This is a genomic window from Sneathiella chungangensis (assembly GCF_009882935.1).
Lineage (GTDB): Bacteria > Pseudomonadota > Alphaproteobacteria > Sneathiellales > Sneathiellaceae > Sneathiella > Sneathiella chungangensis.
The window spans coordinates 276718-297348 of the sequence record NZ_WTVA01000003.1; the positions used below are offsets into that span (position 1 = coordinate 276718).

At 59.6% G+C, this 20631-nt stretch carries 19 protein-coding genes; 17 read left to right on the forward strand and 2 right to left on the reverse strand.

The genetic code is table 11. The features are described 5' to 3' along the window. Positions 1-270 precede the first annotated feature (270 nt). From GQF03_RS08415 to GQF03_RS08455, 9 genes are all read left to right on the forward strand, one after another. A complete protein-coding gene (locus tag GQF03_RS08415; RefSeq protein ID WP_161338796.1) occupies positions 271-489 on the forward strand; it encodes a Flp family type IVb pilin in 219 nt (72 codons plus the stop codon). A gap of 116 nt (positions 490-605) precedes the next feature. Next, positions 606-824, forward strand: a complete 219-nt coding sequence (locus GQF03_RS08420; RefSeq protein WP_161338797.1) for a Flp family type IVb pilin — start codon at positions 606-608, stop codon at positions 822-824. 246 nt (positions 825-1070) lie between these two features. After that, the gene (cpaB, locus tag GQF03_RS08425) at positions 1071-1967 is read left to right on the forward strand and encodes a Flp pilus assembly protein CpaB (RefSeq protein WP_161338798.1); all 897 of its coding nucleotides are present in this window, start codon (positions 1071-1073) and stop codon (positions 1965-1967) included. 12 nt (positions 1968-1979) lie between these two features. Then, positions 1980-3404: a type II and III secretion system protein family protein gene (locus tag GQF03_RS08430; protein WP_161338799.1), complete on the forward strand. Its 1425-nt coding sequence runs from the start codon at positions 1980-1982 to the stop codon at positions 3402-3404. A gap of 5 nt (positions 3405-3409) precedes the next feature. Continuing rightward, entirely contained in the window at positions 3410-4090 is a 681-nt protein-coding gene (locus tag GQF03_RS08435) for a CpaD family pilus assembly lipoprotein (RefSeq protein ID WP_161338800.1), read from the forward strand. Positions 4091-4104: 14 nt separating this feature from the next. After that, positions 4105-5346, forward strand: a complete 1242-nt coding sequence (locus tag GQF03_RS08440) for a CpaE/TadZ family protein (protein ID WP_161338801.1) — start codon at positions 4105-4107, stop codon at positions 5344-5346. A 401-nt stretch (positions 5347-5747) separates the two neighbouring features. Further along, positions 5748-7238 carry a TadA family conjugal transfer-associated ATPase gene (locus tag GQF03_RS19105; RefSeq protein WP_380744558.1) on the forward strand — a complete coding sequence of 497 codons (1491 nt, stop codon included), beginning with the start codon at positions 5748-5750 and terminating at the stop codon, positions 7236-7238. Next, positions 7238-8242, forward strand: a complete 1005-nt coding sequence (locus GQF03_RS08450) for a type II secretion system F family protein (RefSeq protein WP_161338802.1) — start codon at positions 7238-7240, stop codon at positions 8240-8242. The genes GQF03_RS19105 and GQF03_RS08450 overlap by 1 nt, the downstream gene beginning before the upstream one ends. Before the next feature lie 9 nt (positions 8243-8251). Beyond that, positions 8252-9235 carry a type II secretion system F family protein gene (locus GQF03_RS08455; RefSeq protein ID WP_206376292.1) on the forward strand — a complete coding sequence of 328 codons (984 nt, stop codon included), beginning with the start codon at positions 8252-8254 and terminating at the stop codon, positions 9233-9235. 418 nt (positions 9236-9653) lie between these two features. Here the strand turns inward: GQF03_RS08455 and GQF03_RS08460 are convergent, their stop codons facing one another. Beyond that, the gene (locus GQF03_RS08460; protein ID WP_161338803.1) at positions 9654-11615 is read right to left on the reverse strand and encodes a tetratricopeptide repeat protein; all 1962 of its coding nucleotides are present in this window, start codon (positions 11613-11615) and stop codon (positions 9654-9656) included. 147 nt (positions 11616-11762) lie between these two features. Further along, positions 11763-12140: a hypothetical protein gene (locus GQF03_RS08465; RefSeq protein ID WP_161338804.1), complete on the reverse strand. Its 378-nt coding sequence runs from the start codon at positions 12138-12140 to the stop codon at positions 11763-11765. Between the two features lie 182 nt (positions 12141-12322). Between GQF03_RS08465 and GQF03_RS08470 the strand changes: the two genes are divergently transcribed. The 8 genes from GQF03_RS08470 to phoB all read left to right on the forward strand — a co-directional run bounded on the left by GQF03_RS08470 (position 12323) and on the right by phoB (position 20591). Further along, the gene (locus tag GQF03_RS08470; protein ID WP_161338805.1) at positions 12323-13069 is read left to right on the forward strand and encodes an SIR2 family NAD-dependent protein deacylase; all 747 of its coding nucleotides are present in this window, start codon (positions 12323-12325) and stop codon (positions 13067-13069) included. A gap of 99 nt (positions 13070-13168) precedes the next feature. Beyond that, positions 13169-14515, forward strand: coding sequence for an ATP-binding protein (locus GQF03_RS08475; protein ID WP_161338806.1), 1347 nt, complete (start codon positions 13169-13171; stop codon positions 14513-14515). Between the two features lie 131 nt (positions 14516-14646). After that, positions 14647-15687 (forward strand): substrate-binding domain-containing protein, encoded by a 1041-nt coding sequence (locus GQF03_RS08480; RefSeq protein WP_206376291.1) that lies wholly within the window; start codon positions 14647-14649, stop codon positions 15685-15687. Between the two features lie 96 nt (positions 15688-15783). Next, complete coding sequence (gene pstC / locus GQF03_RS08485; protein WP_161338808.1) at positions 15784-17025, forward strand: phosphate ABC transporter permease subunit PstC; 1242 nt, start codon at positions 15784-15786, stop codon at positions 17023-17025. After that, on the forward strand, positions 17018-18325 hold the full coding sequence (pstA, locus tag GQF03_RS08490) for a phosphate ABC transporter permease PstA (RefSeq protein ID WP_161338809.1): 1308 nt from the start codon (positions 17018-17020) through the stop codon (positions 18323-18325). The genes pstC and pstA overlap by 8 nt, the downstream gene beginning before the upstream one ends. Before the next feature lie 54 nt (positions 18326-18379). Beyond that, positions 18380-19150 (forward strand): phosphate ABC transporter ATP-binding protein PstB, encoded by a 771-nt coding sequence (gene pstB / locus GQF03_RS08495; RefSeq protein WP_240958722.1) that lies wholly within the window; start codon positions 18380-18382, stop codon positions 19148-19150. Positions 19151-19177: 27 nt separating this feature from the next. Beyond that, entirely contained in the window at positions 19178-19894 is a 717-nt protein-coding gene (phoU, locus tag GQF03_RS08500) for a phosphate signaling complex protein PhoU (RefSeq protein WP_161338811.1), read from the forward strand. A 16-nt stretch (positions 19895-19910) separates the two neighbouring features. Next, a complete protein-coding gene (gene phoB, locus GQF03_RS08505) occupies positions 19911-20591 on the forward strand; it encodes a phosphate regulon transcriptional regulator PhoB (protein WP_206376290.1) in 681 nt (226 codons plus the stop codon). Positions 20592-20631: the final 40 nt, after the last annotated feature.

Here is a 20631-nt window from a genome sequence, read left to right on the forward strand (position 1 = left end):
TTTAATAAAATTTTATGAAGTTTTAGTTTCCCTGCCTTATGAAAAAAATTGAATTCTTTAACTATTGATTAATGAATTACGGTTTAAATGTGGCTCAAGGCGCGAGGCAAGACGAACTTGGGAAGCGCTTTAAACTATAAGGGCTTTTCAGGTTGCGGGTTTAACGCGGGCTAAAAAGTCTGGATACCAATGGGTCTGTAAAACCCGGCGGGACAAAACCAAGTTTTGTTAAGTGTCAGGAAATATTTCCTGAATTTTAGGAGACTCAAAATGATTAAAGTTATCCGTTCTTTTGTAACTGACGAGTCTGGTGCTACGGCTATCGAATATGGCCTGATTGCTGCTCTCGTCGCTCTGGTTGGTGTTGTTGCCTTTACGGCACTCGGTGACACTGTTTCTATCGCATTCAGCGATATTGCGCAGGCGCTCTGTGAAGGCACCGGCGGTACCTATTCGCTTACGGCAAATGGCGTTGGCAGCTGCACATAAGCTTGCCCTGCCTTGTTTATTGGAGTGGGGCGCGGACACTTGCGCCCCACTCAAATACCTACCCAGGGTAGGTCCGCCTTTCAAGACTGTTTTAATGTATTGATTCGGAGGTTGTTATGGTTGACTTTATAAAGCATTTTATCGAAGACGAAACCGGTGCAACAGCCATTGAATACGGCCTCATCGCAGCCCTTGTTTCCATCGCGGCAGTTGTCGCTTTTGGAGCAACCGGCGATACAATTCTTACGGCATTTACAAATATCGCCGAGGGATTCTGTACGGCGACTGGCGGCAATTTCTCCATGACGGCTAATGGGGTCGGTAGCTGCACTTGAGTTTGTGCACCCGCTCCTTTTCTTTTTCTTCCCTTCGCGATTTCGGCATTCCGCCAGAACCCCCTCCCGCTTCGGCAAATCCGTCAAATTTTATGCAATTTTTACGTGCATTTTACGCCAGTTTTTAAGGCCCAATTTTACCCTGCTTCTCCGAAATTTAGTGCGTAAAACGCGACAAATTTAACCGGAAATTAATGTCTTCCGGTCTAGGCTGTCCCATATTTGAAACATGATGGAATTAACACCATGGCGCGAAAAATTATTTTAATCGTCTTTGCACTGCTCATTACGGGCTCCACCGTATGGTTCGTTCGCAACTGGGCGGGCAGCCAGAAACCGGCCACTGTCGAAACGGCGGCTGTTGAAGTGCAACCGGTCTCCCAGAATGTTAAAATCCTTGTCGCGGCCACCGATCTGCCGGCAGGCACCCTGGTGCAGGAGCAGCATCTGAAATGGCAGGCCTGGCCCGAAGATGACGATATCGAGGATATGTATATCGTAGAAAAGGCCCGTCCGCTCGACGACTTTATCGGTACCGTCGTGCGCCAGGGTATCGTCGCCGGTGAACCGATCACCGACGCCCGCATGGTCAAGCCGGGCCAGAGCGGCTTCCTCGCCGCGGTTCTCAACCCGGGCAAGCGCGCCGTTTCCATTCCCGTTGACATCACCTCCGGTATCGCCGGCTTCGTCTTTCCGGGCGACCGGGTCGATGTGATCCTGACCCATTCATTGGTTGCGGAATCGGAAGTTGAAGGCGAGACGAGCGCGGCCCGCCGGGCAAGTGAAACCATTCTTACCGATGTGCGCGTGGTCGCCATGGACCAGTCGACGAACGATCAGGAGCAGGAAGCCTCCGTCCGCCGCGTGGCGACGCTGGAAGTCTCTCCCAAGGGCGCGGAAATCATCGCGGTCGCGAAGGAACTGGGTCAGTTGACTTTGTCGCTGCGCGCCCTCGCGCGGATCGAGGATGAAGAGAAGAGCAAGGACGGCCAGGTGGCCTTCAAGGCCGAACGTGGCCGCGGCCACACCTGGGACAGCGAGGCGAGCCGCCTGATTACCGGCGGATCTCCGCGCATGGGTATCCCTACAACAGTCATCAATGTCGTGCGTGCTGGCGAAGCCAAGCAGAAGTTGTTCGACTAAGGAGTAGTTTCGATGCTGACCAGACTTTTACAACCATTGGCCGCACTCGGGCTGGGATTGATGTTGGCCTTGGGCGCTCCGGCGAAAGTCGACGCGGCGCAGGTGATCAACTCGAAGGGTGATATACTCGCGCTGACCCTGAATTCGGGCAAACTCGTTCAGCTCGACCAGCCGGCGACCTCTGTTTTCGTCGGAAATCCGGAACTTGCCGATGTGCAGATCCAGTCGCCGACCATCATCTATGTATTCGGCAAGGGCACGGGCAGCACGAATCTCTTCGCGCTCGACGCCAAGGGCCGGGTGCTTCTGAACTCGCCGGTGTCCATTACCCATGACGTGACGTCGCTGAACGCGGCGCTGCAGGATATCAGCCCGAACGGCGCCCTGCGTGCCCGCTCGACACCGACCGGCATCATGCTGACGGGCCGGGTGAAATCCGCGGCCCAGGCCGAAGATGCCCGCCGCATGGCGGAATTGTATCTTGGCGGCGGCACTGTTTTTAATCGCATCGAGGTGGCGGGCGCCATGCAGGTCAACCTGCGCGTCCGCATTGCCGAGGTGTCGCGCTCCGTCACCAAGCAGTTCGGCGTCAACTGGGAAGTCTTCGGCCAGATCGGCGATGCCTTTCTCGGATTTGCGACGCCGACCGACATCGTGAGCGATGCTGCGACCGGTACGCTGAACCGTCTCGGGTCCGGCACGAACTTCGTCTCCGGCTATTCCGACAGCAACGTCGATATATTGAATGTCATTGACGCGCTTGATGAGGAGGGCCTCCTGACCATCCTTGCCGAGCCGAACCTGACGGCCCTCTCCGGTGAGAGAGCGCAGTTCCTGGCGGGTGGCGAGTTCCCGATTCCGGTTCCGCAGGAAGACGGCGCGATCACCGTCGAATATAAGCCGTTCGGTGTGTCGCTTGAATTCACGCCGACGATTGTCGATGACAACCTGATCAACCTGCAGGTCCGGCCGGAAGTTAGCCAGCTGTCCTCCAACTCGGCGATCAATGTCGGCGGCGCCTTTATCCAGTCGCTGCTGACCCGCCGCGCGGAGACAACCGTGGAACTGGCCAGCGGGCAGAGCTTCGCCATTGGCGGCCTGCTCAGCAACGACGGGGACAACAATATCTCCAAGACACCGTTCCTCGGCGATATCCCGATCCTGGGTGCGCTGTTCCGCTCCTCCTCGTTCCAGCGGAACGAAACCGAGCTGCTGATCATCGTCACCCCGTATCTGGTGAAACCGAGCAATTCGCGGATCGCCGAGCCGACGGACGGGTACATCCCGCCGAACGACAAGGATATTTATGTCCGCGGCGAGAATTTCCGCCCGACGCTGGGAGAAAACGCCCCGGAGAAAGACGGCCGTGATACCGCCAAGGCTGCGGCGCCAACCGATGTCAAGCTTGCTGGCCCTGCTGGCTTTATCCTGGAGTAGACCTGATGCAACAGAAATTATTCATGAAATCCGCGACGCTGGCCGGCCTGATGGGAATGCTTCTGCTGACGGCGTCCTGCACCTCGCCGGAAGCTCTCTTCGGACAACTCGACGATACGGCGAGCCCGGAAAAAGCGAAACTTGAGAAAAAGATCATGGTCAGCGAACTGACGCCGACGATTGCCGTCGGGTTCGAATCGGGTCGCTCCGGCCTTGCGGATATCGAGAAGGGCCGTCTGCTTGGCTTTATCGATGCCCAGGAAATCGAATTCGGTGAAACCGTCGAAGTCGAGTTCCCGAATATCCAGGGCGCCGGCGGTCTCGGCGAACAGCGATTCGCGGAGGTTGCGGCCTTCCTGCAGGATCGCGGCTTTTCCGTCGCCCCGCGTCTGACCGCGGAAAGCACGACCGATTCGCTGCGGGTCTTCTTCGTCAAATATGTCGCGACGGTCGATCCCAACTGCGAGAAGGGCTGGTACAAGCCGAAGGGACTCGGATACGAAAACCTGCCGCTTCCCTATATGGGCTGCGCTAATGCCAACGCGCTGGCCAACATGGTCGCCAATCCGCGCGATCTGGTCGATCCGTCCAGCGAGGATAACGCCCTGGGCGAACGGGCGGCAAAAGCCGTTCAGAAATATCGCGGCGGATCATCTGGCGGGGCCGCTGCCGCTGCATCGAATTAAGGGAGTCACAGGAAATGGCTAAATCATCATCTCTTAGTACGCTATTCGGTAATGCGGTCTGCGAAGACTATATGGCCTTCGTCGAGGATGATAAATCCCTGGAAGTCAGCCGCGAAGTCTGCTCGGCGCTCGAGTATTCCGCCGATGCGACGCAGGACGGCGGCATCGCCGCCGCGCTCAACCGGATCGAGCCGGGGCATTCGCCGAAGGTCGTTTTGGCCGATATCACCAAGAGCATCGATCCCGATGGAGACATTACCCGGCTGATCCGCAAGATGGGCCCGGAAAACACGCTGATCGTCGTCGGCGCGAACAATGATGTCGGCGAGTTCCGCAAGATGATGGCGCTTGGCGCCCGGGATTACCTGGTCAAGCCGTTGACAGTTGAGGTGCTGAAAGATGCGGTCGAGAATATCGATCGCCAGTCCCTTGCGCTGCAGGCCGCCCAGAGTGGCCGTCTCACCGTCCTTGTCGGTGTGCGCGGCGGTGTCGGCGCAACGACGATCGCGACCAATCTCGCCTGGATCATGGCGAATGAGGAAAAGCTGCCGACGGCGCTTCTCGACATGGATCTGCATTTCGGCACGACGACCCTGTCGCTTGATATCGAAACGGGCGGGGGCTTCCGCGAAGCGCTGGAAAATCCGCATCGTCTCGACAAGCTGTTCCTTGACAGCGCCATCGTGAAAGACGGCGACCGTCTTGCGGTGCTTGGCACCGAGGAGCCGATCGACGAGCTGGTCGATGTCAGCGAGGAATCCATCGATGCCCTGATCGGCGAGATCAGCCAGGATTACAACCAGGTGATTGTCGATCTGCCGCGGCATCTTCTGCCGACGCAGGGCGCGTTGCTCGGCTCGGCGGACACGGTCATTCTGGTTTCCGACCAGTCGCTGGCCGGTATCCGCGATATCAACCGCATCACCCAGGCGATGACCTCGCTGCAGACCAAGGGGCGGATCCTCAAGGTCGTTAGCCGTGTCGGTTCTGAACGGGCGGCGCAGGTGTCCAAGGCGGATTTCGAGCGCGGGCTGAACGAGGCCGTGGATTATGTCATTCCGGAAGATGCGAAAACGCTCACCGTTTGCGCTAATGCCGGCAAGGCCATTGGCGAGGTTGCCGCGAAATCGGCTATCGCCAAGGTGTTGCAGGATCTGGCAGCGGATGTTTCCGGATATGAAAAGCCGAAGAAGAAGGGTCTGTTTACACTGGTCCCGGGCGGCAAGAAAAAGAAAGAAGAGGGACCTAAAGCGTGAGTTTATGGCGTTCATCTTCATCGGACAGTAAGGATAAGGCCAAGCCGGTAGCCCCGAGCTCGGCCGGACCGCAGGCTGCTGACCTCGTGGCGAAATTCTCGCCGGAAGTCAGGGAAAAGCTGCTGCCGGAAATCGATGTCAATGAAAACCGGTCTGCTGTCGCGCAGATGGTCAAGACATATCTGCGCGATGCGATGAAACGCGAAAAGCTCGACCTGAACGTCCTCGAACAACGCACATTGGTCAACGACCTGACCCAGTCGCTCTGGTCCGAGGTGGACAAGAAGAAACAGGCCAATGGGGCTGCCGCCGGGCCGCAGGCGCCATCCGCCGCTGAGGCGAATGGCACCGCCGTCGACGGGTCGTCCGAATCGTCCTATACCCAGATCGTCGAAGAGGGCGTGACAGTCTTCGGCGCCGATCCGGAAGCCCCGGTCGAGGTCCGTGCGGAAATCGATCGTCCGACGGAACTGGGAGGTTCGATCTCCGATTCCGATGACGATGAGGAAGAAATCGTGCCCGTCGTCCCGCTCGCCAAGACTGAACCGGAGGAAGAAGAGGAAGAGGAGGAGGACGACAGAGCCGCCTCGCTCCTGAATCTTTCCATGGCGCCCGAAACCACGGGCAAGCCGATGAACAAGCACCTTGAAAGCGTCAAGGAAACCGTTCAGCCGCTGCTGATGGAGCGAATCGATATCAGCGCCGCCGTGACGATGGACCGTCTGGATCTCGCGCGCGATATTTCCGACATTATTTCCGACATCCTGATTGAAGAGCGTATTCAGCTCAACCAGCGCGAACAGCGGGAACTCTCCGAAAGCCTGATGCATGACATGCTCGGCCTCGGGCCGCTGGAACCGCTGCTGGCCGATGAATCGATCACAGACATCATGGTCAATGGGCCGAAACAGGTCTATGTCGAACAGAAGGGCAAGCTGGTGCTGTCCGACTGCCAGTTCCGCGACAATGCGCATGTGATGCAGGTTGCGGGCCGCATCGTCAGCCATGTCGGCCGCCGCGTCGACGAATCCAATCCGCTGGTCGACGCCCGTCTCGCCGACGGCAGCCGCGTGAACATCATCATTCCGCCGCTCGCCATCGACGGCCCGTCCATCTCCATTCGTAAGTTCGCCAAGCAGAAGATCACCCTCGACGTGATGGAGCGGACGCAGAACCTGTCCCCGGCAATGGCGACCGTATTGCGCGTCGCCGGCCGCAGCCGCCTCAACATCCTGATCTCCGGCGGTACCGGTTCCGGTAAGACGACGATGCTGAACGCCATTTCGCAGCTTATCGACCCGGGCGAACGTATCGTCACCATCGAGGACGCGGCCGAGCTGCAATTGCAGCAGCCCCATGTGGTGCGCCTGGAAACGCGGTCCGCCAACCTTGAGGGCGGCGGCGAGATTTCCATGCGCGATCTTTTGAAGAACGCCCTGCGTATGCGCCCTGACCGCATCATCCTCGGTGAAATTCGTGGCAGTGAGGCGATCGACATGCTTCAGGCCATGAACACGGGCCATGACGGCTCGCTCTCGACGATCCATGCCAACCGCCCGCGGGAGGCGCTGACCCGGCTTGAAAATATGGTCGGAATGTCGAGCGTCAATCTGCCGGCGAAGGCGGTGCGCACGCAGATCGCCTCGGCCATCGACCTGATCGTGCAGATCAGTCGCATGCGCGACGGTGTGCGGCGCGTGACCTATATTTCGGAAGTTGTCGGCATGGAAGAGGACGTGATCACCATGCAGGATCTTTTCTGGTACGAATTCCAAGGCGAGGACAAGGGTGGCCGTCTGCTTGGTGATTTCAAATCGACCGGGCTGCGCCCGCATTTTGCGCCGCGCGCCTCCTATTTCGGCCTGGAGAAAATGCTATTGGGAGCCATGTGATGTTAGATGCGGGATCTGGTGATGTGATGACCATGATGCTGGTGGTCGGCGGGGCGACGCTCCTTATTTCGTTGCTTCTGGTGTTTGCTTTCGCCGGTGGCGACAGCCACTCGCGCGAAGCCCGGCGCCGCCTCACGGAAATCAGCCAGGGCCAGAAAACGGTCAACAAGGCGAAATCGCGGAGTTCCGCCCGCCGCGCCCAGGATACCAGCGGGATCAAGATTATCGACAGCCTGATCAAAACACTGGTTCCGAAGCCCGAACAGCTGAAGATCCGGCTGGAAAAGACCGGTTTCAAGATTTCCATGTTGCGCTATGCGACGGTAACCGCGATCACCATCCTGCTGATCATCGGCGTCTGTCATCTTATCTATAATCTTTCGCTGTTCCTGGCCATTCCGGTCGGGATCGCGTCCGGTCTGTTCCTGCCGCATGCCGTCGTCGGGTATCTTGGCAAGCGGCGGATTAACAAATTCATGAAGACCTTCCCCGAGGCGATCGAGCTTCTGTGCCGGGGCCTGCGCGCCGGCCTGCCGATCAGCGAGGCGATCGTCACCGTCGGTAACGACGCGCCCGATCCGGTAGGCAAGGAATTCCGCGGCGTCGCCGATGCGATGCGCGTCGGTCAAAGCCTCGAGCAGGGCCTGTGGGATGTCGCCCGGCGAATCGATCTGCCGGACTTCAAGTTCCTGATCATCGCCATCTCCATTCAGCGCGAGACGGGCGGTAACCTTGCCGAGACCCTCGGCGGTCTCGCCAATACGCTGCGCAAGCGCCGCCAGATCAAGCTCAAGATCAAGGCGATGTCCTCGGAAGCGCGGGCCAGCGCCTGGATTATCGGCTCGCTCCCGTTCATCATGTTCTTCCTCCTCTGGCTGGCGAATGACGCCTATGTGATGACCCTCGTCGAGGATCCGCGCGGCATGTACATGATCGGCGCCGGTCTCGCGATGATCGGTTCCGGTGTGGGCGTCATGGCCAAGATGGTCCGCTTCGAGATTTAGGAGAGAGATATGGTCGATATCGCCACGCTGCTACCCGACTGGCTACGCTCCGAGAACATGCTGGCGCTTATTGCCGGCGCGGCCTCCTTCATGGTCGTCCTGATGATGTGGAACGCCTTCCTCGTCAAGGACAACCTGCCGGGCCGGATCAAGAGTCTCGAAAAACGGCGGACCACGCTGAAAACCGACATCGCCAACCAGACGAAACAGCGCAGCAAGCTGGTGGTTCGCGAGAATTTCATGCATCGCGTCGTCAAGAAGCTGCAGCTGATGCGCGGCGAGCGGGCGCGGGTAATGGCGGCGAAGCTCGCCAAGGGCGGCTGGCGCTCCAAGGATGCGCTGGTGGCTTATCTGTTCGCGAAAATCTCGCTGCCGCTTCTCTTTACCGTGCTGACGGCCGTCTATCTGTTTGGTACTCATGCGGTGGAGTGGGGCGTCGCGGTCAAGCTGTTGGTTTCCGCCTTCGCCGGTTTTATCGGCTATCTGCTCCCCGATACGCTGGTCAAGAACAAGGTCTCGAAGCGCTACCAGGCGATTCGCAAATCCCTGCCCGATGCGCTCGACCTGCTCGTCATCTGTACGGAGGCGGGCCTCAATCTCGACAGCGGTCTCGACCGCGTCTGCCGGGAAATTTCCAACTCGGCGCCCGAGCTATCGGACGAACTCGGCCTCACCTCGATCGAGATCGGCTTCCTGCCCGACCGGAAGTTGGCGCTCGCCAACCTGGCGGCCCGCGTCGATTTCCAGGCCATGAACACGCTGGTCAACACCCTGATCCAGACCGAGAAATACGGCACGCCTCTGGCGGTTGCGCTCCGCGTCCTTGCCGCCGAAATGCGCGAGGAACGCCTGATGAAGGCGGAAGAAAAGGCGGCGCGCCTGCCAGCCATCATGACCGTGCCGATGATCGTCTTCATCCTGCCGGCCCTCTTTATCGTGCTGATCGGTCCCGCTGTCCTCAAGGCCATCGACGCCTTTTCGGGTGGCGGCTGACGCTGCACCCCTTACCAAAAGATCCAGGCCGTCAGGCCTGCAGAAACGGTGCCCAACGGGCGCCGTTTTTTTTATGTGGTGAGGCAGCCGCAGCAGGAACGGACGCTGGCGGGGAGGGGTTCGATAGGGACGACATCGTCGAGGGCGATGTCCTTCAGTCCTGCAGGCTAGGCAGGCTCCGCCGTCGCCGCCCGTCGCAACGCCCGCGCCACCAGGTACAGCGGAAGGCTCGTTGTCCCCCATGGACGTCCGTCCGGCAGCTTACGCCGGGCTCGAGGGTCGTTTGTCAAAAGAGAAGGAGCGTGGGCTCCATCGCGGGGGCATCGCGCCTGACGGCCGGGCGTCCGCCTTGTCGGGTACGGACATAAAAAACGGGCCGGTGGTGAACCGGCCCGCTTTGTCGCATATGGACGGACGCTTAGAGGGCGCCGAGATCTTCCTTGAAGTCGGCGATCAGGTCGCTGTCATTCTGCGTCTTGGGATCGCCGCCATCGACCATCCGCTGGTTCGGGGCGAGGGTGGGCGCATCCTTCTTGACCGGCGTCGCCGATTTCGGCGTCATCGGCATGAAGCAATCGAAGCTGCGGTCGCGCAGGCTGCCGCAGAGCTGCATGGTCCGGGTCTTGTCGGTAAAGCCGCCGATCTGCAGGCGGTAGTAAAGGCCGCCGTTGTCATCGCCAAGATCGATTTCCTGGATGACCGGCTCGATGCCGCCGAGAAGGTCGACATTCTGGCTCTGGACGATCCGCCAGCCTTTTTCAGCCGCGGCCTTTTCCTTGTAGGAGCCGATCTGCAGGAAGTAATCGCCGCCATCCGGACGGTAGGCCTCAACAAGGCTGGCCGTGACGATCGGGGTTTCTTCCTTTTTCTCGCTGACGTCGCCGTTGATTGGCATATCGCCCGGAATCAGCCCGATCTTCTTGGCCACCGGTTCATCATCCGGCGTCTCGGCGATCATGGGCGCGGGCTTCGCGGCGGGAGCTGGCTTTTCTTCCATCTTCCATTCGCGGGCGGGCGCCGGAGCTTCTTCGGTCTTGGCGACGCTCACCGGTTTTTCTTCCGGCGCGCTTTCCTTCTTCACGGCAACAGCCGGATTTTCAAGCGGCTGGCCGCTGTCTTTCTTGACAAAGGTGACCGGCTTGTCGCCGCCATCCTCATCCGCCTTGGCGACAGGTGCCGGGGCTTCAACTTCCTTCTTGGCGACCGTTACCGGCGCGTCAATTTCCGTGGGCGCGTCCTTCTTGGCAACGACCACCGGGGCGACGGATTTCACCGGCGCGGATTTCGGCTCGGCCGGTTCCGCTTTCGCCATCATCATCGGCGCGGTCGGCGTCGGGACCAGGCGTTTAGGCTCGGTCGGGGCCGGCGCGGCCTTCTTGTTCGCTTCGGCATTCGTGCTCAGATATTCCGTTTCCGTGCGGGCCATCAGCACATCCGGATTTGCCGGTTCGCGCGGCGCGTCGGCAACGACGCGGCTTTCGCTGATGACGTCATCCTTGGATGCCTTCATCAGCTTGATCTGATCATCGAGCGAGGCAACCTGCTCATCGACCTTGCTGTTCAATGCCTCGAAATAGAGGGCATTGTTGCGGGCTTCCTTCTCGGAAAGGTCCATGCGCGAATATTTCATCGCTTCGCCCGACTGTCCGGCAAGTCCGTAGGCCAGCGCCAGGGTCTGGCGGTGCTTCGCGGTCGCGCGCGGATCATTCGTGACGACTTTCAACAGCGCGATTGCCTGCTCCGTCTCGCCGCTGAGGGCGAGGGAGAGGGCAAGATTGCTCTTGTAGTTCAGATTTTCCGGGTCGGCCTTGATGGCGGCCTTGTAGTAGCCCTGGGCCTTGTCATGCTCGCCGGCCTTGTCATAGGCAACCGCGAGGCCGCCGAGCGACTTGGCGTCGTTATTGTCAAGTTCCAGCGCGCGGGCAAAGGCCTGGGAGGCCATGTAGGGCTTCTCCATCTGCAGGTAGCTGTAGCCCTTGCCGTGATGTGCCTCGAGATTTGTGGCATCGATCGAGAGAACGCGGTCATAAATGCCCACGGCATCACCCGGACGGCCGGTTTTCCGGAGAATTTCGCCAATGATGATCAGCGGCGCCGGATTTTCGGGCTGTTGCCGGGCGGCGGTCGCGTACAGACGGAGGGCCGTCGGTGCGTCATTTTTCTGCCAGGCCCGATCGGCCACCCGCATCATCGACTCAAAGGTCAGACCCTTGGTGGACTGCGTCTCGGTGGACTTGCTTGCGACGGCGACCGGCTTGCTATCCGACGGATCAGCCGTCGCGGATTGATCAGAGATGGTGTTACACCCCGCGGCGACCAGGCCGGTCGTGGCGAGAAGAACTGTCCGAAGACGGGCGGCAAATGGTGTATGTTGCGGCACAGCTTTAGGCCTCTCTATTAAAAAATAAATCGAATCTAAGCTACACCCTACGGCCATCTTCCTTAAAAACGGTTAATGGTTACGGAAAATTGTCGTAAAATTCGCGAAACAGCCGGATTTTCCGCCTTTCTCCGTCAGAACAAGGCCTTAGAGGCGCCGCCGCTTGACCGACGGGGCCGGCGCGGGCTGCGGCGCGGCGGTTTCCGGGGCCGCCCCGTAGCGATTGAGGTCGAGAGGCTGCTGCTGCGTCACGCTGACCGGCTCGCGGTAAGGCGGGGTGGCGGGGGCCGTTTGCGGGCGGTTGGGATCGACGAAACGGTCGAACATACCGGCGCGGATCTGCTGCGGCAGCACCTCGAACAGCGCCACGGTATTCTCAAGCCCGATGCCGTTCACGAAATTGGCGATGGCGATGGTGAGCAGCCCGGTGCGGACGGTGCCCGCATCGATGCCCTGCTGGTTGCAGCGGGCGAGGGCATCGGAAAATTCCTTGGCAACGATATGGTTCATGTTGGTCCTTTGCATCTTTTACTCCTTGAGGCGCGCCGGCCCGGCGCTGTTTGACATGTACAGATAACGGTCCGCGAGGAGGCTTTGTGAACGGCAAAAGCCGGATTTTTTGCGATGGGTGTCTTTGCCGGAAATTCGCCTATAATGGGGATAAGACACAAAGGGCGCGGACCCCGCGCCGATCAGGGGAGAGAGGAATGTCAGCGGATCTCGAGGGTTTTGCAAAGCTGGTTCAGGACAGCCAGTCGATCGTCATCTTCACCGGCGCCGGGATCAGCACCGAATCGGGCATCCCCGATTTTCGCAGCCCCGGCGGCCTCTGGGAGAAGAACCGGCCCATCGATTTCTCCGAATTCCTGCAATCGGAGGAAGCCCGGCGCGAGAGCTGGCGGCGCAAGTTCGCGATGGAACCGGTTTTATCGAAAGCCGTTCCGAATAAAGGACATATGGCGATTTCCTCACTCTATGATCAAGGAAAAATCAGCGCCGTCGTAACCCAGAATATCGACGGGCTGCACCAGGCGTCGGGGATCGACGATAAGGATGTGATCGAGGTGCATGGCAATACCACCTACGCCAAATGCCTCGATTGCGAGGCGCGCATGGGGCTCGACCGGGTGCGGGAGATATTCTTGCCCGATGAAATCCTCCCGACCTGCGAGAGCTGCGGCGGGATTATCAAGACGGCGACAATATCCTTCGGCCAGCCGATGCCGGTGACTGAGATGCGGCGTGCCTCGGCGGCGGCGCTCACCTGCGATCTGTTGATCGCCATCGGCTCGTCCCTCGTTGTCTATCCGGCGGCGGAGATCCCGCTGATGGCGAAGCAGGGCGGGGCAAATCTCGTCATTCTCAACCGCGAACCGACGCCGCTCGACCCCCATGCCGATCTCGTGCTGCACCGGGAAATCGGCGAAACGCTTGCATATGTCACGAAAATGTAAAACAACGCTTCCATAAGGAATGGTCGATTCCTCCTCCTTTTTCCGTGCGGCCGCCAGTGAGTTACGAGAATGTATAACGGTAACAGATACTTATGGAAAATGCTGGTGTTCGTTTTCGCGATGGCGGCGCCCGTAACCCTTGTTACGTTTTTTTTAAACTCCGATGACGGCTTCGATTTCAACGACTATCTGCTGATCGTCGCCGCGGCGGCCCTGCCGGCGATTATCCTCTATGTCCGGCTGGTGCGCGAGATGCAGGTGGTGGCGGCCCGGATCGAGCGGGCGGCGGTGTTATCGCCGCTTGACGGGGATGGGCGCGCCGGCGGGCGTCCCGGACTGCTGCCGCTCGATAATCTCCTGCTCACCATGCAGCAGTACCGCCGGGTGTTGCAGCATATGCTGCGCGAGGCGCAGTCCCGCCAGGACGAGGCGTCGCGATTGTTCGACATGCTGCCCGATCCGGTGCTGGTGCTCGGCAGCAAGCGGCGCATCCGCCGCTCCAACGAGGCGGCGAATCGGTTCTTCAATGTCACCGAGATGGACGGGGACATGACCCGCTTCATCCGCCATCCGGCGCTTTTGAAGGCGATCGATGCCGCCTATGAGGGCGCGGATCAGAGCGCCCGGATCGAATTTACCATCTCCGATGTGGTGCCGCGCAATGTCGCCGCCTATATCGTCAATCTGGACGGGGAGAGCAGCGAGGGGCTGCATTTGATCGTCACCCTGCATGACCTCACCGAATCGCGCCGGATGCAGCAGATGCGGGTCGATTTCGTCGCCAACGCGAGCCATGAGCTGCGCACGCCGCTGGCCATTCTCATCGGCGCGCTGGAAACCCTGATGGGACCGGCGCGCAACGACCCGGAGGCGCATCAGCGGTTTTTTACCATGATGCAGGCGCAGTCGCTTCGCATGTCGCAGCTGATTGACGATCTTCTGTCGCTCTCGCAGATCGAGATTAACGAACATAGCCGCCCTGCGGACCGGGTCGATATCGGCAAGGTGCTGAACGGGGTTGGCGGCCTGATCCGGGCGAAATCCGTGGAAATGGACAAGACCATCGCCATGACGCTGCCCGAAACGCCCGTCTTCGTGACCGGTGATTTCGACCAACTCACCCAGGTTTTCACGAATCTCGTCGATAACGCCCTTAAATACAGCCGCGAGAAGAGCGAGATTCGCGTCGAGATCGAGGTTGCGCGCCGTGAAGCGCGGATTTCGGTGATCGACGAGGGGGAGGGCATCCCGGAGGAGCATATCGCCCGCCTGACCGAGCGCTTTTACCGCGTCGACAGCGACCGCAGCCGCAAACTCGGCGGCACCGGCCTCGGACTCGCCATCGTCAAGCATATCGTGAGTCGCCACCGCGGCCATCTGGAGATCGAGTCGGAAGTCGGAAAGGGCTCCAGATTTACCATCCGCCTGCCGCTGGCGGCCGAATAAGCCGCAGATTTCCGGGATTTTCGGGCTGTAACATTACTGTCATGAAACTGTAGTAATTCTGACGCCAATGAAGCGCATGTTCCGCCCAACGACAGATAACGCTGTCGTATGCAATGAACGGAGAATGTATCGTGCTAAACAAAACTTTCGGTCTGGCAATCGCCGCAACGGTCGCCACTGTTGCCTTCTCAGGACAGGCTCTCGCCCGCGATCAGATCAGGATCGTCGGGTCTTCCACCGTATTCCCTTTCTCGACGGCAGTCGCCGAAGCCTTTGGCAGCAACGGAAGCTTCAAAACCCCCGTCGTTGAGAGCACCGGTTCGGGCGGCGGCCTGAAGCTGTTCTGTGCGGGCGACGATATGAATACGCCTGATATTACGAACTCATCACGCCGCATCAAGAAATCTGAAGTTGAAACCTGCGCCAAGAATGGCGTCACCGAAATCACCGAAGTGAAAATCGGCTATGATGGCATCGTGCTCGCCAATTCCAAGGACACGAAGCCGCTGGAACTCACCAAGAAGCAGATTTTCATGGCTCTGGCCAAGCAAGTGCCGATTGACGGCAAGCTGGTCGATAATCCCTACAAGACCTGGAGCGATATTGATCCGTCGCTTCCGAATGTCAAAATTGAGGTTCTCGGCCCGCCCCCGACCAGCGGCACGCGTGACGCCTTTGTCGAGCTCGCCATGGAAGGTGGCGCGAAGGAGTTCGATCTTCTGACCGAGTTGAAAAAATCCGACAAGAAGGCTTTCAAGTCGGCTGCCCATTCCATCCGGGAAGACGGCGCCTATATCGAAGCCGGTGAGAATGACAACCTGATCGTTCAGAAGCTTGAGGCCAACAAGGATGCCGTCGGTATCTTCGGTTTCAGCTTCCTTGACCAGAATTCCGACAAGCTGCAGGGCAGCCTGGTTGGTGGTGTCGAGCCGACGTTCGAAAACATCGCCGATGGCCAGTACGGTATTTCCCGCTCGCTGTTCTTTTATGTGAAAGACACGCATGTCGGCCAGGTGCCGGGTATCCAGGAATTCATCGCCGAGTTCACCAGCGAGAAAGCCTTTGGTGAATTTGGTTACCTGACGGAAAAGGGTCTGATCCCGCTGACCGATGCGGAACGCGAGAAGGTCCGCACTGATGCGCTTGCCCTTGCGCCGCTGAAACTGATGTAATTATCGCCCGAAGAGGCGGGTGGCCTTCGGGCCGTCCGCCTTTTCGCTTTTTTGTTTGTCCCTTTACCACGTGCTGCACCGGAAAAAGAAACCGATATGAGCTTTTACCCCCTTCTGATCGTGCTGCTGCTGATGTCCGCCGTCGGCTATTGGTTCGGATCGAAAAAGGCCCTCGGCGCAGTTCGCAAATCGACGAATTTCATTACGCCGCGCCCGCACCAGTTCGGGCTTTATGTGGTCATCTGGGCGCTGGTCCCGCCGATCCTTCTGGGCGCGATCTGGATCCTGATGCAAGTAACACCCCTGCAGATGGAAGTCGGTCTCTCGCAACAGGTCAACCGGGTATTGTTTCCCGTGATCGTGCTCTTGGCCGCGGGCGGCGGGCTTTATTTCTCGCTTCAAAAAATCGGTCCCGATCTCAAGGTGCGCAAGACGATCGAGGGGCTGGTCTATATTGTGCTGATCCTCGCCTCGATCATTTCCATCCTGACGACCATCGGCATCGTCCTCTCGCTGCTCTTCGAGACGATCCAGTTCTTCAAGAAAGTGCCGATGTCGGAGTTTTTCTTCGGCCTCACCTGGAGCCCGCAGACCGCGCTTCGCGCCGACCAGGTCGGATCGAGTGGCGCCTTCGGCTCGATCCCGCTGTTTACCGGAACCCTGCTGATCACCTGTATCGCCATGTGCGTCGCCGTGCCGCTCGGGCTGCTGAGCGCCATCTATATGACCGAATATGCCTCGCAGCGCTTCCGGTCGGTGGTCAAGCCGATGCTGGAAATCCTCGCCGGTATTCCGACGGTGGTCTATGGCTTCTTCGCGGCGCTGACCGTCGGTGTCTTCTTCCGCGACATCGGCGATGCCATCGGCATCGATATCGTCTCGGAAAGCGCGCTCGCCGCCGGTGTCGTCATGGGGATGATGATCATTCCCTTCGTCTCCTCGCTCAGCGATGATATCATCATGGCGGTGCCGCAGTCGCTTCGCGATGGCTCCTACGGGCTTGGCGCGACGAAATCGGAAACCGTGCGCAATGTCATCCTGCCGGCGGCGCTGCCCGGCATCGTCGGCGCCGTGCTGCTGGCCGTTAGCCGGGCGATCGGGGAGACGATGATCGTGGTGATGGCCGCCGGTTTCGCCGCCAACCTGACCGCCAATCCGCTGGAGGCCGTGACGACCGTGACCGTGCAGATCGTCGGCCTGCTCGTCGGCGACCAGGAATTCGACAGCGCCAAGACGCTGGCCGCCTTCGCGCTCGCGCTGGTGCTCTTTATCGTCACCCTCTGCCTCAATGTGATCGCGCTGCTGGTGGTTCGCAAGTATCGGGAAAAATATGACTGAACAAACCCAAGACACCGCCGGGTCGAACTGGAATTCCGAAAAGTTCACCAAAGGGCTGGCAAAACGCAAGCGGGCTGAGGTGCGGTTCCGCCGCATTGGCCTGCTGGCGATCCTGACCGCGCTGACGCTGCTGGCGATCCTCCTGTTCAGCATTTTCAGCAAGGGTTATACCGCCTTCGTGCAGACTTACGTCACCCTCGACATCACCTTTTCCGAAGAGGTGATCGACAGGAACGGCACGCGCGATCCGGAAGAGCTCCGCCTTGCCAATTATGCGAAGCTGGTGCAGAACGCGCTCCGGGCGAAGTTTCCCGAGGTGACGAGCCGGCGTGACCTGCGGGCCCTGTTCTCTCTGGTCAGCAATGATGCGGCCGATACCCTCCGCGACATGGTTGCGGACGACCCCGATCTGATCGGCAGAACCGTCCCGGTGTCGCTGCTGGCGGGGGACGATGTCGATATGGTCACTAAGGGCTATATTGATCGCGCGGCGGTGGAGGATGACCGGCGCGTCAAGGACCGCGAGCTTGCCTGGCTCGATATACTCGAGGCGGACGGCGATATCTCGCTGCGGTTCAACCGGGGCTTCTTTACCAATGGCGACAGCCGGGAGCCGGAGAAGGCGGGCATCGCCGGGGCCATGGTGGGGTCGCTCTATACGCTCGTGATCACCATGCTGATCGCCTTTCCTATCGGGGTGATGACCGCGATCTATCTGGAGGAATTCGCGCCGCGCAACAGGTTCAACGACCTGATCGAAGTGAATATCAACAATCTCGCAGCGGTGCCGTCGATCGTGTTCGGTCTTCTCGGCCTCGCGATTTTCCTCAACGTCGCGCATCTGCCGAGATCGGCGCCGCTGGTCGGCGGCCTGACACTCGCGCTGATGACCCTGCCGACGATCATCATCGCCGCCCGCGCCGCGATCCGCGCCGTGCCCGACAGCATCCGCCATGCGGCGCTCGGCCTCGGCGCCTCAAAACAGCAGGCCGCCTTCCATCATATCCTGCCGCTGTCGATGCCGGGGATCCTGACGGGAACGATCATCGGCCTGTCGCAGGCCCTTGGCGAAACGGCGCCGCTTCTGATGATCGGCATGGTTGCCTTCATCGCCGATATCCCGGGAAGTATCAACGATCCGGCGACGGTCATGCCGGTGCAGATTTTTCTCTGGGCCGACAGCCCGGAGCGGGCTTTTGTCGAGAAAACCTCGGGCGCCATCATGGTGTTGCTCGGTTTTCTCATCCTGATGAACGCGCTGGCGATCTTCCTGCGCCGGAAATTCGAGCGCCGCTGGTAAAGGTATAAGGAAATGAATGTGCAAATACAGGCAGAAAAATCGGCGAACGCCGGCATGGACGTGGCGGAGGAATTCGTCATCGAGACGCGCAATGTCGATGTCTTCTATGGCGACAACCATGCCATCAAGGGGGTCTCGCTGAACATCCCGAAACATCAGGTGACCGCCCTGATCGGCCCGTCCGGCTGCGGCAAGTCGACCTATCTGCGGTGTCTCAACCGGATGAACGACACGATCGAGGGCTGCCGGGTGGAAGGGGAAATCCTGCTCGACGGTCTTGATATCTACGCCTCGGGTGTTGACGAGGTCCTGCTGCGCGCCCGCGTCGGAATGGTGTTCCAGAAACCCAATCCCTTCCCGAAGTCGATCTATGACAATGTCGCCTATGGTCCGCGCATCCATGGCTTGGCCGCCAACAAGGACGAGCTTGACGATATTGTCCTCACCAGCCTTGAACGGGCCGGCCTTCTGAAGGAGGTGCAGGACCGCCTGCATTCCATGGGCACGGGCCTTTCAGGCGGCCAGCAGCAGCGCCTCTGCATTGCCCGCGCGCTCGCCGTCCGTCCGGAGATCATTTTGATGGACGAGCCTTGCTCGGCGCTTGATCCGATCGCCACGGCGAAGGTCGAGGAACTGATCGACGAGCTCAAGGAAAACTATACGATCATCATCGTCACCCATTCCATGCAGCAGGCGGCCCGCGTGTCGCAAAAGACGGCGTTCTTCCATCTGGGCGATGTCGTCGAGTCGGGGCCGACGGAAAAGGTCTTCACCAGCCCCGAGGACGAACGGACGCAGGGCTATATCACCGGCCGGTTCGGTTGATCAATACAGTGACAGGAGAGTCCCACCATGAGTAGCGGCCATATAGTCAAATCCTTTGATGAGGAACTTGAGGGGGTGCGCAACACCATCGTCGAGATGGGCGGGCTTGCCGAGAGCCAGCTTGAGGCGGCGGTCCGCTCGCTGAGCGAGCGCAACACCGAGCTTGCCCTCAAGACGATCGAGGCCGACAAGGCGGTCGATGAGTTGGAGCATAAGGTCGACAATATGGCGATCCGGCTGCTCGCCCTTCGCAGCCCGGTGGCGGACGATCTGCGCCTCGTCATCTCGGCGCTGAAGATCGCCTCGCTTCTCGAACGCGTTGCCGATTATGCGACGAATATCTCGAAGCGGGTGATCGCCCTCAATCTCGCGCCGAGCATCGCGCCGATTTCCTCGATCCCGCGCATGGGCGAGATGGTCCGGCGAATGATCGATGATACGCTCACCGCCTATTCGACGGGCGATGCCGATCTCGCCTTAGACGTCTGGACGCGCGACCAGGAGGTCGACCAGCTATACAACAGCATGTTCCGCGAGCTGCTTACCTTCATGATGGAGGATCCGCGCAGCATCACGAGCTGCACCCATCTCATTTTCATGGCGAAGAATATCGAGCGCATCGGCGATCATATGACGAATATCGCCGAGATTATTATCTATCAGGTATCGGGCGAAATGCCGAAGGATCCGCGCCCGAAGGGCGACAAGACCAGCATGACCATGATTGAGCCCAAAGATTCGTGAGTGTATGAGTGAAGATATGAAAATTCTTATTGTTGAAGACGAGCCGGCGATGGTCGAGCTCCTGCGCTATAATCTGGAGAGCGAGGGCTTTGACGTTGCTTCCGCCCATGACGGCGACGAGGCGCTGCTCGCCATCGAGGAGGAGGCCCCGGACATGCTGCTGCTCGACTGGATGCTGCCGAAGGTGTCGGGGATCGAGATCTGCCGCCGCCTTCGCCGCGACCAGAAACACGGCAACCTGCCGGTCATCATGATCACCGCGCGCGGGGAGGAGGCGGACCGGGTGAGGGGGCTTGATGTCGGCGCCGACGACTATGTCGCGAAACCCTTCTCGCCGGCCGAGCTCATGGCCCGCATCCGCGCGGTTCTCCGCCGTCGCAACCCGGAGGCCGGCAGCGAAAAGCTGACCGTCGCCGATGTCATTATCGATCTCGTGGCCTATAAGGTCAGTCGCGGCGGACGTGACCTGCGCCTCGGGCCGACCGAATTCAAGCTCCTTCGCTATTTCATGGAGAGAGCAGGGCGGGTGCTGACCCGCGAACAGCTTCTCGACGGGGTCTGGGGCCAGAATGTCTATGTCGAGGACCGCACGGTCGATGTGCATATCCGCCGCCTGCGCAAGGCGCTGAATGAGGCTGGGGAGCCCGATCTTATCCGCACCGTGCGGGCCGTCGGCTATTGTTTCGAGAAGGCATGAAAAATGCCGCCTGACGGATCAGGCGGCATTATGTCGGAAA

Coding starts and splice junctions, on each gene's coding strand:
- GQF03_RS08415 (WP_161338796.1), top strand. CDS start 271: ATGATTAAAGTTATCCGTTCTTTTGTAACTGACGAGTCTGGTGCTACG.
- GQF03_RS08420 (WP_161338797.1), top strand. CDS start 606: ATGGTTGACTTTATAAAGCATTTTATCGAAGACGAAACCGGTGCAACA.
- cpaB (WP_161338798.1), top strand. CDS start 1,071: ATGGCGCGAAAAATTATTTTAATCGTCTTTGCACTGCTCATTACGGGC.
- GQF03_RS08430 (WP_161338799.1), top strand. CDS start 1,980: ATGCTGACCAGACTTTTACAACCATTGGCCGCACTCGGGCTGGGATTG.
- GQF03_RS08435 (WP_161338800.1), top strand. CDS start 3,410: ATGCAACAGAAATTATTCATGAAATCCGCGACGCTGGCCGGCCTGATG.
- GQF03_RS08440 (WP_161338801.1), top strand. CDS start 4,105: ATGGCTAAATCATCATCTCTTAGTACGCTATTCGGTAATGCGGTCTGC.
- GQF03_RS08450 (WP_161338802.1), top strand. CDS start 7,238: ATGTTAGATGCGGGATCTGGTGATGTGATGACCATGATGCTGGTGGTC.
- GQF03_RS08455 (WP_206376292.1), top strand. CDS start 8,252: ATGGTCGATATCGCCACGCTGCTACCCGACTGGCTACGCTCCGAGAAC.
- GQF03_RS08465 (WP_161338804.1), bottom strand. CDS start 12,140: ATGCAAAGGACCAACATGAACCATATCGTTGCCAAGGAATTTTCCGAT.
- GQF03_RS08470 (WP_161338805.1), top strand. CDS start 12,323: ATGTCAGCGGATCTCGAGGGTTTTGCAAAGCTGGTTCAGGACAGCCAG.
- GQF03_RS08475 (WP_161338806.1), top strand. CDS start 13,169: ATGCTGGTGTTCGTTTTCGCGATGGCGGCGCCCGTAACCCTTGTTACG.
- pstC (WP_161338808.1), top strand. CDS start 15,784: ATGAGCTTTTACCCCCTTCTGATCGTGCTGCTGCTGATGTCCGCCGTC.
- pstA (WP_161338809.1), top strand. CDS start 17,018: ATGACTGAACAAACCCAAGACACCGCCGGGTCGAACTGGAATTCCGAA.
- pstB (WP_240958722.1), top strand. CDS start 18,380: ATGGACGTGGCGGAGGAATTCGTCATCGAGACGCGCAATGTCGATGTC.
- phoU (WP_161338811.1), top strand. CDS start 19,178: ATGAGTAGCGGCCATATAGTCAAATCCTTTGATGAGGAACTTGAGGGG.
- phoB (WP_206376290.1), top strand. CDS start 19,911: ATGAAAATTCTTATTGTTGAAGACGAGCCGGCGATGGTCGAGCTCCTG.